The 15,244-nt window shown below is 73.2% G+C and carries 14 protein-coding genes and 1 tRNA gene; 10 read left to right on the top strand and 5 right to left on the bottom strand.

Going from position 1 to position 15,244, the window contains the following annotated elements; all coding sequences use genetic code 11:
• The 9 genes from sppA to BCD48_RS28405 all read left to right on the top strand — a co-directional run.
• On the top strand, positions 1-1,195 hold a 1,195-nt coding region (gene sppA, locus BCD48_RS28445), incomplete at its 5' end, for a signal peptide peptidase SppA (protein ID WP_116271698.1).
• Between the two features lie 159 nt (positions 1,196-1,354).
• Positions 1,355-2,641 carry a phosphopyruvate hydratase gene (gene eno / locus BCD48_RS28440; RefSeq protein ID WP_071051467.1) on the top strand — a complete coding sequence of 429 codons (1,287 nt, stop codon included), beginning with the start codon at positions 1,355-1,357 and terminating at the stop codon, positions 2,639-2,641.
• Positions 2,642-2,667: 26 nt separating this feature from the next.
• Positions 2,668-3,048, top strand: coding sequence for an FtsB family cell division protein (locus BCD48_RS28435; RefSeq protein WP_071051466.1), 381 nt, complete (start codon positions 2,668-2,670; stop codon positions 3,046-3,048).
• Positions 3,049-3,295: 247 nt separating this feature from the next.
• On the top strand, positions 3,296-3,847 hold the full coding sequence (locus BCD48_RS28430) for a DUF501 domain-containing protein (protein WP_071051465.1): 552 nt from the start codon (positions 3,296-3,298) through the stop codon (positions 3,845-3,847).
• Complete coding sequence (locus BCD48_RS28425; RefSeq protein WP_071051464.1) at positions 3,844-4,794, top strand: Ppx/GppA phosphatase family protein; 951 nt, start codon at positions 3,844-3,846, stop codon at positions 4,792-4,794. The genes BCD48_RS28430 and BCD48_RS28425 overlap by 4 nt, the downstream gene beginning before the upstream one ends.
• 32 nt (positions 4,795-4,826) lie before the next feature.
• Positions 4,827-5,663: a uracil-DNA glycosylase gene (locus BCD48_RS28420; RefSeq protein WP_071051463.1), complete on the top strand. Its 837-nt coding sequence runs from the start codon at positions 4,827-4,829 to the stop codon at positions 5,661-5,663.
• A gap of 271 nt (positions 5,664-5,934) precedes the next feature.
• Positions 5,935-7,323 (top strand): NAD(P)/FAD-dependent oxidoreductase, encoded by a 1,389-nt coding sequence (locus BCD48_RS28415; RefSeq protein WP_083419331.1) that lies wholly within the window; start codon positions 5,935-5,937, stop codon positions 7,321-7,323.
• Positions 7,324-7,601: 278 nt separating this feature from the next.
• Positions 7,602-7,676 (top strand) — tRNA-Leu (locus BCD48_RS28410).
• A 480-nt stretch (positions 7,677-8,156) separates the two neighbouring features.
• Complete coding sequence (locus tag BCD48_RS28405) at positions 8,157-8,963, top strand: Bax inhibitor-1/YccA family protein (protein ID WP_071051462.1); 807 nt, start codon at positions 8,157-8,159, stop codon at positions 8,961-8,963.
• 417 nt (positions 8,964-9,380) lie between these two features.
• Here BCD48_RS28405 and BCD48_RS28400 read toward each other — a convergent pair whose 3' ends face one another.
• Positions 9,381-9,617: a DUF4287 domain-containing protein gene (locus tag BCD48_RS28400; RefSeq protein ID WP_071051461.1), complete on the bottom strand. Its 237-nt coding sequence runs from the start codon at positions 9,615-9,617 to the stop codon at positions 9,381-9,383.
• Positions 9,618-9,725: 108 nt separating this feature from the next.
• Here BCD48_RS28400 and BCD48_RS28395 point away from each other — a divergent pair, with 108 nt between their 5' ends.
• Positions 9,726-10,127 carry a hypothetical protein gene (locus BCD48_RS28395; RefSeq protein WP_071051460.1) on the top strand — a complete coding sequence of 134 codons (402 nt, stop codon included), beginning with the start codon at positions 9,726-9,728 and terminating at the stop codon, positions 10,125-10,127.
• Positions 10,128-10,139: 12 nt separating this feature from the next.
• Here BCD48_RS28395 and BCD48_RS28390 read toward each other — a convergent pair whose 3' ends face one another.
• From BCD48_RS28390 to BCD48_RS28375, 4 genes are all read right to left on the bottom strand, one after another.
• Positions 10,140-11,357: a DUF459 domain-containing protein gene (locus BCD48_RS28390; protein ID WP_083419330.1), complete on the bottom strand. Its 1,218-nt coding sequence runs from the start codon at positions 11,355-11,357 to the stop codon at positions 10,140-10,142.
• Between the two features lie 78 nt (positions 11,358-11,435).
• Positions 11,436-13,145 carry an MBOAT family O-acyltransferase gene (locus BCD48_RS28385; protein WP_071051459.1) on the bottom strand — a complete coding sequence of 570 codons (1,710 nt, stop codon included), beginning with the start codon at positions 13,143-13,145 and terminating at the stop codon, positions 11,436-11,438.
• A gap of 150 nt (positions 13,146-13,295) precedes the next feature.
• The gene (locus tag BCD48_RS28380; RefSeq protein WP_071051458.1) at positions 13,296-13,760 is read right to left on the bottom strand and encodes a hypothetical protein; all 465 of its coding nucleotides are present in this window, start codon (positions 13,758-13,760) and stop codon (positions 13,296-13,298) included.
• Between the two features lie 82 nt (positions 13,761-13,842).
• Positions 13,843-15,195, bottom strand: a complete 1,353-nt coding sequence (locus tag BCD48_RS28375; RefSeq protein ID WP_241842045.1) for a trypsin-like serine peptidase — start codon at positions 15,193-15,195, stop codon at positions 13,843-13,845.
• Positions 15,196-15,244: the final 49 nt, after the last annotated feature.

Here is a 15,244-nt window from a genome sequence, read left to right as displayed (position 1 = left end):
CCGGGTGGCCCGTTCCCTCGCCGGGATCGGCTCCCGGCTAGGCGCCCCGCGGGGCGACGCGCGACCCGCGGCGCCCGCGCCGGCCGCCGCGGGCGCCGGCCTCGACTCCGAGGTCGCGGTCCCGCCGGCTCTGGACCCAGGCCGCGCCGCCGTCGCGCTCATCCACGGCACCGGGCCGGTGGTGCTGCGCCGCGGCGGCTCGCCGGTCGGCGGCCCCATGCTCGCCGCCGACGCCGTGTGTGCCGCCTTCCGAGCCGCGGCCAAGGACCCCGACATCGCGGCGGCGGTCTTCCGGGTGGACAGCCCCGGCGGCTCCTACGTCGCGTCCGACCTGGTGCGCCGTGAGGTGGAGCGGTTCCGGGCCACCGGCCGGCCGGTCGTCGTGTCGATGGGCGCGGTCGCCGCCTCCGGTGGCTACTTCGTCTCGCTCGCCGCCGACACGATCGTCGCCAATCCCTCGACGCTCACGGGCTCGATCGGCGTCTACGGCGGCAAGCAGGTGATCAGCGGTCTGCTGGACAAGCTGGGTGTCGCGATCGGTGAGGTCGCCCAGGGCGAGCACGCGCTGATGATGTCGGCGCGTCGCCCGTTCAGCCCCGGCGAGCGGGCCAAGCTGGAGGAGTTCCTCGACCGCGTCTACGACGACTTCGTCGGCAAGGTCGCGACAGCGCGCGCGATGAGCCTGGAACGGGCCCATGAGCTCGCGCGCGGCCGGGTCTGGACCGGCGCCGACGCGCACGGGCACGGGCTGGTCGACGAGCTCGGGGGGCTGGAACGGGCGCTGAGGCTGGCCTGGGCCGCCGCGGGCCTGCCCGGCGCGCGCCCCGGCCGGGTGCGGCTCGTGCCGCGCCGGTCGCTGGTCGACCGGGTCCGCCCGGCCCGTTCCAGCGAGGACCAGGCCGCCGCCCAGGCGGCGTTCGGCCCCGGCGGCGCGTATGGCCTCGGTGCCGGCCGGGCCGGCGGCGCCGTCGCGGCGGCCCTCGGCGCGCTGGCTGGCCGGTCGGCGGCCACGGCCGGCACGGGGGCGGAGGCGGCCGCGCTGGCCGGCGCGTGGGAAGCGCTGGCCGGCTGTTTCGCCGGTGTGCTGACCGGTGACCATGCCGGTGGCTGGGGCCCGCTCGCCGGGCTCGCCGCCAGCGCCGGCCTGCCCGCGGCCGGGCCGCTCCTCATGCCCCCGATCGGGCCCATCGGCTGAGGCGTTCGCCGACCGCGACCGGGCCGATCGCCGTGGTGTCATGTGGTGTTCGGCGTGTGGCCGGCCCGGTCGGGTCCTCGCGGCGGTAGTCTCACGCGGGCGGTTTCGTCCGGACCTTGTAGCTTGTCCTTCCCTCGACCTCTGACCAATGGAGGATCCGTGCCGTCCATCGAGGATGTAGCCGCCCGCGAGATCCTTGACTCGCGTGGCAATCCCACCGTCGAGGTCGAGGTCCTGCTCGACGACGGCACGGAGGCCCGCGCCGCGGTGCCCAGCGGGGCGAGCACCGGCGCCTTCGAGGCGGTCGAACTGCGTGACGGTGATGACCGTTACGGAGGCAAGGGCGTGACCAAGGCCGTCGAGGCGGTCATCGACCGGATCGGCCCGGCGCTGATCGACCTCGGCCTGGACGCGACCGACCAGCGGCTGATCGACGCAACCCTGATCGACCTCGACGGCACCCCGGACAAGTCGGGCCTCGGCGCGAACGCGATCCTCGGCGTGAGCCTCGCGGTCGCCAAGGCCGCCGCCAAGTCGAGCAACCTGCCACTGTTCCGCTACGTCGGCGGCCCGAGCGCGCACCTGCTCCCGGTGCCGATGCTGAACATCCTCAACGGCGGCGCGCACGCGGACACCAATGTCGACATCCAGGAGTTCATGGTCGCGCCGATCGGCGCGAGCACGTTCGCCGAGGCGCTGCGCTGGGGCACCGAGGTCTATCACTCGCTCAAGAGCGTCCTCAAGGGGCGGGGCCTGTCCACCGGCGTCGGCGACGAGGGCGGCTTCGCCCCAAGCCTGCCGACCAACCGCGAGGCCCTGGACCTGATCGCCGAGGCGATCCAGAAGGCCGGCTTCACCGTCGGCGACGACATCGCTCTCGCGCTCGACGTCGCCAGTACCGAGTTCTTCCAGGACGGCGCCTACCGGTTCGAGGGCACCGACAAGACCGCCGAGCAGCTGACCGACTACTACGCCGAGCTGGTGGCGTCCTACCCGATCGTCTCGATCGAGGACCCGCTGGCCGAGGACGACTGGGAGGGCTGGCAGGCGATTACCAGCCGGCTCGGCGCCAAGGTCCAGCTCGTCGGCGACGACCTGTTCGTCACCAACCCCGAGCGCCTCGCCCGCGGCATCGCGGCCGGCGCGGCGAACGCGCTGCTCGTCAAAGTCAACCAGATCGGCACCCTGACGGAGACGCTCGACGCCGTCGACCTCGCGCACCGCTCCGGCTACCGGACGATGATGTCGCACCGGTCCGGGGAGACCGAGGACACGACGATCGCGGACCTCGCTGTCGCCGTGGGCAGCGGACAGATCAAGACCGGCGCTCCGGCCCGCAGCGAGCGAGTCGCCAAGTACAACCAGCTCCTGCGGATCGAGGAGGCGCTCGACGCGGCGGCGCGCTACGCCGGCGCGGGCGCGTTCCCGCGGCGCGCGGCCGGCTGAGCCGCGGAACCGGCTGACCAGCCGCCATGCCGCGCCTGCCCCGGCGGACGACGCTCTCCACCCGCGCCACGCTGCTCGCCGTGGTGATCTGTGTGCTCGTGCTGACGCTCGCCTACCCGCTGCGGCTCTACCTGCAGCAGCAGGCGGAGATCGCCGCGCTCGCCAAGCAGAACGCGGCGGCGCAGGCACGCGTCGACGCGTTGCGCGAGACGGTCTCGAAGTACGGCGACGACAGCTGGGTCGAGGACGAGGCACGCCGCAGGCTGCACTACGTGAAGCCGGGGGAGAAGACCTACCTGGTGCCCGTCGCGCCGCCGCCGAGCCCGGCGGCGACGGACGGGCGCGGGCGGTCGAGCCCCGACGACGCCTGGTACAGCCAGCTCTGGTCCCAGGCGAACGAGCGCTGAGGCGGTCCCGCGGCCGGACGCTTCGCGCCCGCCGCCGGGCGCCGCCTGTCGGGCGCTGAGCGCCCTCCTTGCGTGGTTCCGGGTCCGGGCTTATGACGGGTGGTCGAGCTGGTTCCAGGTCGGGGACGTGGCCGGGTTGGCACTGCGCTGGTGCGCCGTCACCAGTGGCGCCTGAGTTGGTGCTGGTCGGTATACCTGGCTGTGCTGGGCTGGTTGCGGGTCGGTGAGAGGCTGGGGTGGTGGGCCGGTGAGTGATGGGGTCGGGCAGGAAGCGGCCGGTGGTCTGGACCTTGACGTCGTCGAGCGGCAGCTCGGGCGGCGGCCGAGAGCGGTGCGGCGGGTCGCGCACCGCTGCTCCTGCGGGCTGCCCGACGTGGTCGAGACGGCGCCCCGGCTGGAGGACGGCGCACCGTTCCCGACGCTGTACTACCTGACCTGCCCGCGGGCCGCAGCCGCGATCTCCCGGCTGGAGGGGGCGGGGGTGATGCGGGAGATGACGGCCCGCCTTGGCGAGGACCCGAGGCTTGCCGCCGCCTACCGCGCCGCCCACGTGGACTACCTCGCCCGCCGGGACGCGCTGGGCGAGCTCCCGGGCGACCCGGGCGCCGGCGGCATGCCGGACCGGGTCAAGTGCCTGCACGTGCTCGCCGCGCACAGCCTGGCGGCGGGGCCCGGGGTGAACCCGTTCGGCGACGAGGCGCTGTCCGCCGCCGGCGACTGGGGCGCCCGCGGCCCCTGCGTCGAGCCGCCGCCTGGCCCGTCAGAGGACGACAAGGACGAGAAGGGAGCGGCCGGATGAGCCGCGTCGCCGCCATCGACTGCGGTACCAATTCGATCCGGCTGCTGGTCGCCGACATCGAGCCCGGCGACGGCCCGGGGCGCACGGCCGGGCCGCGGCTGCGCGAGCTGACCCGCCGGATGGAGATCGTCCGGCTCGGCGCCGGGGTGGACCGTACCGGCGAGCTCGCCCCCGAGGCGCTGGAGCGCACCTTCGCCGCGCTGCGCGACTACGCCGCCGAGATCGACCGGCTGGGTGCCACCCGGGTGCGGATGGTCGCCACCAGCGCGACCCGGGACGCGCGCAACCGCGCCGAGCTGGTCGACGGGGTGCGGGCGATCCTCGGGACCGACCCCGAGGTGATCAGCGGCGACGAGGAGGCGGCACTGTCCTACGCCGGCGCCGCCGCGGAGCTTCCGGACGCCCGGACGCCCATCCTGGTCGCCGACATCGGCGGCGGCTCCACCGAGCTGGTTCTCGGAGACGCCTCCGGGGTACTCGCCGCCCGGTCGGTCAACGTCGGCTGCGTCCGGATGGCCGAGCGCCACTTCCGCTCCGACCCGCCCGACCCGGCCGAGGCCGCGGCGATCGTCGCCGACGTCCACGCCGCCCTCGACCTGGCCGAACAGGTGGTGCCGATCCGTGCGGCGGCGACGCTCGTCGGGGTCGCCGGCACGGTCACCACCGTCGCGGCGCTCGCCGCCGACCTGCCCGAGTACGACTCCGAACGGATCCACCTGCTGTCCACACCGGCCGAGGCGGTCGCGGAGGTGACCGGCAAGCTGCTGGCGATGACGCACTCCGAGCGGGCCGCGCTCGCGGTCATGCACCCCGGCCGGGTCGACGTCATCGCCGCTGGCGCGCTGGTGCTGCGCACGCTCATGGAGCGGGCGGGGCTGCCGGCGGTGGTGGCCAGCGAGCGCGACATCCTCGACGGCATCGCGTTCTCCCTCGCTCGGGTGCCCTGACGAGCCCGAAGCGCCCGGCAGGGCACCCGGCCGTGCCCACCGAGAAGCCGGGGCCGCGCGGGCCGGTACCGCCGGGGACCGGCTGGCCTGGCGACCCGGCGACGGCGGCGACACCGGTGGCGCGGTCGGCCGAGGACGTCGCCCGACTGGCGGCGACGGCGCCGGACGTGGCTGAGGTCGACGCGTGCGCGTCGGTCTGCCGGGCCTGCCCGCGGCTGGTCGCGTGGCGCGAGGAGGTCGCGAGGATCCGCCGCGCCGCGTACGCCACGGAGCCGTACTGGGGCCGGCCGATGCCCTCGTTCGGGCCGCCGGACGCGCGCGTGCTCCTGGTGGGCCTCGCCCCGGCCGCGCACGGCGGCAACCGCACGGGCCGGATCTTCACCGGTGACCGCAGTGGCGACTGGCTGTTCGCGGCGCTGCATCGGGCGGGCCTGGCCATCCTCCCGACGTCCACGTCGGCGGGCGACGGCCAGCGCATGGTGGCGACGAGGATCACGGCGGCGGTGCGCTGCGCGCCACCGGTCAACAAGCCGACGCCCGCCGAGCGGGATGCCTGCCGGCCCTGGCTGGTCCGCGAGCTGGAGCTCACCCGCCCGGCACTGCGCGCCGTGGTGGTGCTCGGCGGCTTCGCCTGGCAGGCGCTCTGGCCGGCGCTGCAGGCCGCGGGCTACCCGCTGCCTGCCCGCCGTCCCGCCTTCGGCCACGGCACCCGCATCGAGCTGCCAGCCGGGCCGCTGCTGCTCGGCTGCTACCACCCGAGCCAGCAGAACACCTTCACCGGCCGGGTCACGGCCGAGATGCTCGAGGACGTGCTGTCCGCCGCCGCCCGGCACGCCGGCCTGCCTCCGGGGGACGACGCCCGCCGCTGACGTCCTGGGCTGGGCCAGGGAGCCGATAAGTGCGCAAACAGTTCGCAAGAGGCCGGCCGGCCATCCGAATTGCCCCGGTGTCATGCCACTATGGGGCGCTCGGCCTGCCCGGTCGTGGCCCAAATCACCGGTGTCTCCTACGTCATAGCCGGGTAGTCAAATGACGTATTCGTGGTGCACGTCACGTCTGGACGGCTTCGGCGGGGAGGGGTACGCCCGGCGCGCCTCGCCCGCGGGGCGTACGAGTTGGCGTCGCGGGTACCGCTTTCCCATGGCATTTGGTCGGGCGCCACGCATCCTCGTCGTCGGCGGTGGTTACGTCGGGATGTACACAGCCCTGCGGCTGCAGCGCCGGCTGCGGCGAGGTGAGGCGATGGTGACCGTCGTCGAGCCCAACTCCTACATGACCTACCAGCCCTTCTTGCCGGAGGCGGCCGCCGGCAACCTGGAGCCACGGCATGTGGTTGTCCCGCTGCGTAAGGTGCTTCGTGGGTGCGAGGTGGTCAGTGGCCGGGTCACCAGTGTCGCGCACACGCATCGCGTCGCCACGGTCCGTACCGTCGGCGGTGACGAGTACGAACTCGGCTACGACATCCTGGTGATGGCGCCCGGCTCGGTCGCCCGCACGCTGCCGATTCCCGGGCTCGCGGATCTCGGCGTCGGATTCAAGTCGGTCGCCGAGGCTATTTACCTGCGAAACAAGGTGATAAACCGGCTCGACGCCGCGGCGTCGACGCGCGACCCCGCCGAGCGCACGCGCGCGCTTACTTTCGTCTTCATCGGTGGTGGATACGCGGGAATCGAGGCGCTCGCAGAACTCGAGGACATGTCGCGTTATGCGTGCGCCTATTATTCGGACATTGGTCCGGGGGACCTGCGGTGGGTGCTCGTCGAGGCGACCGACCGTATTCTCCCCGAGGTCTCGCCGGCCATGGGGCTTTATACCGTCAAACAACTCGAGCACCGGGGGATCGAGGTCCGGCTCGGCCGGCGCGTCACGAGCCTGGTGAATGGTCACGTCGAACTCGACGACGGCACCGCGTTCGACTCCGACACGATCGTGTGGACCGCCGGCGTGCGCGCCAACCCCGTGCTCGGCCACACCGACCTGCCCCTCGACGAGCGAGGCAGGTTGCAGGCCAATGCCTTCCTTCAGGTCGAGGGGGTCGCGGACGCCTGGACCGCGGGCGACTGCGCCGCCGTGCCCGACCTGACCGGGCCACCGGGCGCGACCACCGGCCCATCGGCCCAGCATGCCGTCCGGCAGGCACGCAGGCTCGCCGAGAATCTGGTGGCCCACCTGCGCCGCGAGCCGATCGAGCCCTACGAGCACAGGTACGCCGGCAGTGTGGCCTCGCTCGGCCTGCACCGCGGCGTGGCCGACGTCTATGGCATCAAACTGCGCGGGTGGCCAGCCTGGTTCATGCACCGGACCTACCACCTCAGCCGCCTGCCGACCTTCAATCGCAAGGCCCGGGTGATGGCCGACTGGACTCTGTCCCTCTTCTTCAAGCGGGAGATCGTCTCCCTCGGCTCGTTCGCCGACCCGCGGGCCGAGTTCCGCCGCGCGATCGCCGCGCCACCCGCTTCGGCCCCCGCCGCTCCTCCGGCCAGGACCAGGGCGGCCGTCACCGGGGGAGGGCCGGCCGGCCCGGTATGACAGCGTGGCGGAAGCCGTTGCGGGCGCGGCATCGTCGGGGACGGGCGCCATCCCAGAACGGACATATCGGCCTATCGGAAGTAGGCCGAAGGCATGACCGCCGTGTGATGACCATGCGACTTTCTATGACGGTCCGCACCGATCTGTCCGCGCGTTGCTCACCCTAACGTCACGAAGGGTGACGGCTGCCCCATCCGTCCGCCGTCCGGGTGATTTCTCCACGTTGTGTTATTCCCAGAACCTACGTAGCGTGGTAGAAATATCAGCGATGTAGACGAGCCGGTGTATCCCAACAGGTAGAGGAGGCTGTCCTAAAAACAGCTCGAGTGTCGGTTCGACTCCGACCACCGGCACGAGCCAGGCGTTCCATGCTCGCCGCCTTCGGCGGCTTCGCCAAGGGCCGCGATATTGCCCCGGGGCCGAGCCCCGGACCCCGCGCCAAGGGGGCTTCGCCCCCTTGGATCCCCCTTCGGTCGCGCGCTTGCTGGGGTTTCTTGTATTGCTTGACTGTGGGGCTCTTTGTGCTTCTGGCGCGCGTTGTCGTGGCCGTTCTGTAGCTCTGGGTGCCTGTGCGGCTCTGGGTGCCTGTGCGCGCCCTGCCTGCTTCGCGTGGACGCGAGCGGGTGTCCGGATCCCACGCGGAGGACCTGATGGATTGGCTCCGCGCGCCGGGCGAGTGTGCCCCTCGGCGGGCTGGCGCGATGGGGGAACCGGCCGATGCGGGATGACGTTTATTGTTTGCGGGGAGTGTTGGTCGGCGTGTGGGGCACGCGCCGGCGCGCGGGGTGGCAGGGCGCCGCTCGGTGGCCAGCACGAAGGGGCGGCGAGCCGACATGGCGATAATTCGATCAAGTAACCCGGTCTTCACCCGGATGCGTTCGGCGCCGGCCGGGCGGGATGAGGTCAGCTGGCCGCCGGACCCGCGGAACGGGATGCCCGGGGCACCGACGCCGGAGGACCTGGCGCGGGTCTACCGGCAGCCGAGCGGGCTCACCATCGACGACGTCATCATGCACACCCTCGGGCTGTTCGGGGTGGCGGGCGTCGGCGGGGCCATCGGCTGGCTGCTCGTCCCAGGCTCGCCCGGTCTGGTCGCGGGTGCCGGCATCGCCGGGTTCGTCCTGAGCCTGGTGATCGGGTTCAGCGGGCGAGCGACGCCGCCCTTGGTGATCGCGTTCGCGGTGCTGGCCGGCATCGGCGCCGGCGGTCTGTCCCGGACGTACGAGTCGGCCTACTCGGGGATCATCCCGCAGGCGCTACTCGGTACGGGCGTGATCTTCACGGCCATGCTGCTCGCCTACCGCAGCCGGCGCATTCGGGCGACGCCGCGGATGGCGCGAGTCGTCGGCGCGGTGCTGTCCGCCGTCATCGTGCTGAGCCTGATCGACCTCGTGCTGCGGCTCACGAGCAGTAGCCAGCTGCCGGTGATGAACGACGCCACCCCGCTGGGGATCCTGTTCAGCCTGGTGGTCCTGGTGTTCGCCAGCCTGCAGTTCATCCTCGACTTCGACTACATCGAACGGGCGGTGGCGGCCAGGGCGCCGCGCGTGGAGGCCTGGCGGGCCGCGTACGGCCTGCTCATCGGCTTCCTCTGGGTCTATCTGGAGATGCTCCGCCTCCTCTCAAAGCTGCGGCGCTAGCGGGGAAGGTCGCTTGCGCGGCCGCCCCGCCGCGGCGCATGTCGGGCGCCTAGGGCGCCCTCCCCGCCTGGTCCCGGGGCTGATGTGTACGGCCGGGGCCGGTGTGGGTCGGGGTTCGGAGCTGGGGTGCGTTGGCGGTGCGCCAATGCGCTGTCGCGGGTGGTGGTCGGGTTGCGCTGGCGTCTCGCCGGACCGGGGTTGCGTCGACGGCGTCGCCTGACAGTCAGAACCGTGAATGCCCATGGGACGGAGTGACGGCGGGCGCGCCCACCGTGGACCTGGCGGATAGCGGTCTGTCGCCGTTCCGGCAGAGACCTGGCGGGTGGCCGGTCTGTCGCCGCTCCGGCAGGGAGGACCCGGTCCCCAGGCCCGCGGTCGGGGCGCTCAGCGCCCCGACCGGCCTGGCGCTGGGTGGAGTCAGACCCTGATCGCGCGGCGGCGCATGTCGGACTCGTGGACGAGCGCGGCGGCGTAGCAGTGCGGGAGGTTGTACTCGTCGCGTAGCCAGTTGACACGCTCCGGGACCCGCAGCAGGCCTGGGCCATCCTCGATACGCGCGAGCCAATGAGCTAGATCGTGGCCGGTGACCTTCGGAAGGCGCTGGATGAGACTCTGGTGGGTCTGCGGTGTCTGGACGGAGCGAAACTGAGACATGCGCGCCTCCTGAGCTGAACCCGTAGTCAACGGACCATGAAGGGAGGGTGCATCATGGCGAACCGTAGAGCAAGACCCGGCGTCGTCCTCGTCAGGTAAGGTGCCTGGATGTCGGAATCGGTCCAGGGCCTGGCCCGGGATCTGACCCGTGAGCTCAACTGGCTGCTGGACCGCCTCCGGAGCTGGAGCCCCGCATCCTGGGACGTGCGCGCCGCCGCCGGTGGCACCCGGGCGGAGCGGACCGCCGCGTTCTCCCGCGAGCTGGCCCGCCTGGGTCGGGTGGCGGGCTCCGCGGCCCCCGACGGCGCGCAGCCACCGCCGCTTGCTCCCCATGGCCTCGCAGACCAGGCGACTGTCCTCGCGGAGGACCTGCTCGGCCTGCTCGGCCGGCCCGGCCTCGACTCGGCCCGGCGCTCCCAGCTCGTCGCCGAGGCCTACCAGGTCGTGACCGCGGCCCGTGCCGACCTCGACGGTGCCGGATTCGGCTTCGCAGCCGCTCGCGGCCGTTGACAGTGCGGTTCACTACCCGCTGCCGCCGGGTACTGGTGTGGTCAGGTGATAGTCGGCGGTGAGTGCCGCGAGGATCGGGGAGGCGACGATCCGGGAGCCATCCAGCGTGTAATGGACACCGTCGCGGGTCCTGGCGAGCACGGTGTGGCCGGCCGAGTCGCGTAGATAGTCGCTGTAGTGGCCCCGATTGGTCAGTTCGGGCGCCAGGTCCAGGAACGTGGCGCCGGGCACCTGGCGGGCGGCGTCCGCCACCGCGGCGTTGAGCTGGCGGAAGTAGCCGTCGAGGCGGCCGGAGCGCGCTGGCGGCAGGCTGGCCCAGTACACCCGGCGCCTGCCGTCATCCGTCCAGATCCGGAGCACGACGAGGGCGCGGCGCCGGTACTCGTCAGCCCACCCCGGTGACCCGGCCGGCAGGATCGTGCCGTCGGGCAGGGTGATGCCCTGGCCGTCGTTGGCGCCGAGGGCCACGACGACGACCTCCGGGTCACGGGCCGCGATCTGTGCGCGGGCGTGACTCGCCCAGTCGAAGAAGTCAGGACGAACGAGGCCGGTGCCGAACCGGGTGTCGGTCTGCGCTCGCACGGTGGCCGGCGCGGAGTTGGTGATCGTCGGGCCCAGCGACTCGGTGAGCGAGTCGCCGGTGACGAGGACGCGCAGCGGGTCGGCGGTCGTTGGGACCCGAACCGGAGCAGGCTCGACCGGCGCGGGCGTGGTCTGTCCGTTGCCGGCCACCCGCGGCCCGGTCATCGTGGCCCCCGGCTTCTCCCGGCCCGCGGCGGTGACCAGCTCGGTGGGGGTGGCCGGGCCGCCGTGCCCGAACAATGCCGAAAACCGCTCGCTCGGCCAGTCAAGGCCGAGCGGGTGGGTGACGGTCGCGAGCGGACGGGCGAGGGCTAGAACAACCTCTCGAGTCGTGCCCGGCGGCATTCCCTCGCCGGCGTGGACCGCGGCCGGTGCGCGCAGCAGTGCCACGGTGGCCAGCGACAGTGTGACCAGCGCGAACGCGCGCCGAGCGGATACGACCCGCGGCGACGAGCCCGCCGCCGCCACCGCCGCCAGCTCCGGTGGAGGGGCCGGCGATCCCGGCGGTGCTGGTGCCGGGGGACGTCGCGACGGGCCGTGCTCGCGGGCATCCCTCGTGCCGACGTACCCGGCCGGCGTCTCGTCCACCTGGGTGTCCACGGCCCACGAGCCTGCCACGCCGCTACGCATCGTCTCCATCAGCGACACGAACAGTTTCCTCGGCCGATTTGACCTCCCCGCTGGTCTGCCGGGCCTGATTCGGTGTGACGCCCCGCGACCGCCGCGTCAGAAGCGGAAGTAGATGAACGGGGCGACGTCCTGCTGGCCGACGAACGAGTACGCCACCAGCAGGAACGCGGCGACGGCGAGCGCCTGGACCGGCAGCGTCAGCTGGTCGAAGGCGCCCTGGGCCGCCGCCCACCAGCGCGCCGGCACGGCGGCGAGGCTGAGGCCGACCACGATCGCGACGACCACCGTCGGCGTCACCAGACCGACGGCGAGCCCGCCGGTCACCAGCCGGCGCAGGATTTCCCCGGTGGTGGCCAGGTCGGGGGACCGGAACAGCACCCAGGCGGCACAGACAAGGTGGAACGTCACGATCCGGCGCACCCAGCGTCCGGCCGTCGCCATCGCCGGCGCCGCCGGGCCGCGTGACGTCGACAGCTCGTCCGACGCGGTCGGGATGGTGGACTCGGCGGCGACGGAGCCGGCGGCCTCGCCCGCCCGCGGCGGGGCCGCGGCTGCCGGAGCCGCCTCCGCCGAGTCGAGTCCGGCGGGGGCTGGCGCCGTCAACGCGGGCGCGGCGGCGGGTGAATCGGCCGAACCGGTCCTGGTCGGGTCCCCGCCTTCACGGGGGAGTGGGATGGTCGCCGAGCGCGCGGCGGGGGCGGCGGCCGTCGGCACCAGCGCGACGCCGGGACGGCGGGGGCCGCGGTGACCGCGGGGGCGGGCCCGGCGCCGTGCGAACGAGCGCTCGGCCGCCAGGCCGGCGCCGTGCGCCGCGCCCCAGCAGACGAACGTCCAGGCCGCCCCATGCCACAGCCCGCCGAGCACCATCGTGACCAGCAGGTTCAGCTGGGTGCGGCGCGGGCCGCGCCGGCTGCCGCCGAGCGGCACGTAGACGTAGTCGCGCAGCCAGCGCGAGAGCGTCAGGTGCCAGCGCCGCCAGAACTCCCGCAGGCTCGTCGCCGCGTACGGCCGGTCGAAGTTGTCCGGGAAGCGGAAGCCCAGCAGCAGCGCGATCCCGATGGCGATGTCCGAGTAGGCGGAGAAGTCACAGTAGATCTGCACGGCGTAGCCGTAGATCGCGGCGAGCACCTCGATGGACGAGTGCTGCCCCGGGGTGTCGAAGACCGGGTCGACGAGGCGACGGGCGAGCAGGTCGGCCAGGACCACCTTCTTGACCAGGCCGCCGCAGATCAGGAAGACGGCGCGGGTCGCCGGGACGGCGGCGCGGTCGCGCGGGCTCGCCAGCTGCGGGATGAACTCCCGGGCCCGCACGATCGGCCCGGCGACCAGGTGCGGGAAGAACGCCTCGTAGACGGCGAAGTCGATCAGTTTCGCCGGCCTGGTGTCACCACGCCAGACGTCGATGACGTACGAGAGTGCCTGGAACGTGAAGAAGGAGATCCCGATCGGCAGGGCGACCTGCAGCAGCGGCAGCGGCGCGCCGAGCCCGATCTGGTCAAGCGTCCGGTCCACCGACAGCGCGAAGAACCCGTAGTACTTGAACCAGCCCAGCAGGCCAAGATCGGCCACGATCGCGCTGATCAGGATCCTCCGGTCGCGGCGGCGGGCCAGCATGACGGCGGCGGCCTGGTTGACCAGCGTCGACGCGACGATCAGGAGCACGAACCGGGCATCCGTGTAGCCATAGAAGAAGTAGCTTGCCGCCAGCATGAACGGCTTCCACCACCGTGGCCGCGGCATCAGCCACCACGACAGAGCCATCACGACCAGGAAGAAGGCGGCGAACTCGATCGTCGGAAAGACCACATGCACCGCCCTCGTCGCCATCGGTAGCCGACGCCACTTTACTTAAAGTGACATCATCGATACTGATAGCGACCATCGATGGCGAGGCTGAATCGATGGCGAGGCTGGCGCATGCGAGGACGGGTGTCGGCCCGAACGGGCCGACACCCGTCACATGCCGGGCTTGACCACCATGAGGAAGACGATCCCGACCCAGCAGGACGTCGTGACCAGGCCGGTGAGAGCGAGCCACGGCAGTCGGCGGCGGGCCGCCATGCCGGTCTGCTCGATCTCGGCGACCGCCGTCGCGACGCCGCCTGCCAGGATGGTGACCGTGAGCAGGGTGGCGATCCCCCAGAGAGCCACGGAGCTGGTGATCCAGCCGTCGCCGTAGTGGCGGACGCTGCCGAACGGCCCCTGCCGCACGAGGACCAGGCCGAGGGCGACGACCCCGAGCGAGGCCACGGCGGCCAGCCGTAGCAGCCGTGGTGCCGGGCGCAGTATCGGGAGCGCCCGCAGGCCGACGAACGTCATCGCGGGCAGGCAGAGCCCCGCGAGGGCCAGCGGACTGATCACGAACATGGCGCCCACGATGTGCAGGGCCAGAACCAGCCCATACGGCCCACTGTGCGGCATGCGCACGACGCTACCGACCCCCCGCACAGCCGCGCGGCCCGGCCCCGCGTCTGCCCGCGCGGCCCTGGCCGTCCCGGCGCCGTCACAGGTCCATCGCGTGCTGGTAGAGGTCCTGGACCGCGGGGCCGAACCAGGTGCCGTAGATGGTGCCCGGGTCCGTTGCGTAGGCGTAGCTGACCACGGAGTCCACCGTGCCCGCGCCGCCGGTGAACCCGGTGAACCAGGCGCCGCCGCTCGCGCCCGCGGTCATGGAGCACGGCACGCCGAGCGAGGTCCCGCCGTGCGGATCGGGAGTGGGCGTACCGGAGCAGTACATCAGTGTCGTGCCGTCGTAGGGCGGCAGCTTCGGGTAGCCGAGGACGGTCTGTGACTGCCTGCCCGTGCCGAAACCGATCGGGAGGGCGCCGCCGATCAGGGCCTCCAGCGTCCGGCCGCCGAGTGGTCGAAAGGCCGCGAAACCGGCGTCCTCATCGAAGTTCTGCCGGTATCCCCAACCGTTTGTGACGGTCAGCTGCCGGGCGCGCCAGACGCCGTACGGCGAGGCGCCGTTCGCGTAGCCGGGGATGAAGATGACGTTGGTGGCGAACCCGCCCGCCGCGCCCCCCTCGTGCAGGCAGTGCCCGGCGGTCAGTACGAGATCACCGCCCGGGCTGTCGACGACGGTGCCGGAGCAGGCGTAGTCGATGCCGCCGATCGTGCTGAACAGCGCTCCCTCGGCGCGCGCCGCGAGCCCGCCGCCACGGTAGGGCGCGACCCGGTTGCCGGCGAGCGGCACCCGGCCAGGCACCGCGACGCCGGGCTGGACGTCCGGTGAGAGCGCGCCGGGCACCGGGTCCTCGGCGAGGTGGGGCGCCAGGACGTCCGGAGCCTCGGCGGCCGCGGGCCCGCTGGACGCGCCGGACGCGCCGGACGTACCGAGGGACGGGCCAGGAGACCTGACCGCGTCCGCCGCCTGGCCGGTCTCGCCGGCCGCCGGCGTCGCGCGTTGGGTGACGTCGCCGCTGACGGCCTGGGCCCGGCGCTCCGGCGTCCAGTAGCGCGTCAGTTCCTCGTCGGTCTGCGACTGGCGTTGAGACGTCACCGGGGCCGTCGGGACGCCGGTGGGGGGTTCGCCCGCCGCGCCCGACGGCCCGGGCGTCGGGGAGGGGCTCGGGGCTGGTTCCAGCAGGAGCAGGACGGCGATGGCCGCCGCCGCGACCGTGAGCCGGGCCAGCCAGGGGCGCCGCCACCGCGCGGTGCCGCGCTGCCCGCCGCCCGCCCGCGGGCCGCCTCGGCCTCCGCTGTGCTGGTCGCGAGGTTCCTGCGGGCGACCGTGCCTCTGCTGGCTGGCCCGCGCCCGCGGGCCGCGCGGCCCGCGACGCTCATGCCGCTCTCGCGGAGGGAGCCAGCCGCGCCCGCGGCGGCGCCGGCGGTGCTGGCCCGGTCTGGAACGCATGGCGCCGGACGGACCCGCCGCGCCGTCTTCTTCCAGGGTCGACGAAGAC

It is taken from the genome of Pseudofrankia coriaricola, from assembly GCF_001854805.1.
Lineage (GTDB): Bacteria > Actinomycetota > Actinomycetes > Frankiales > Frankiaceae > Pseudofrankia.
This window is presented reverse-complemented; position numbering and strand designations above follow the sequence as displayed.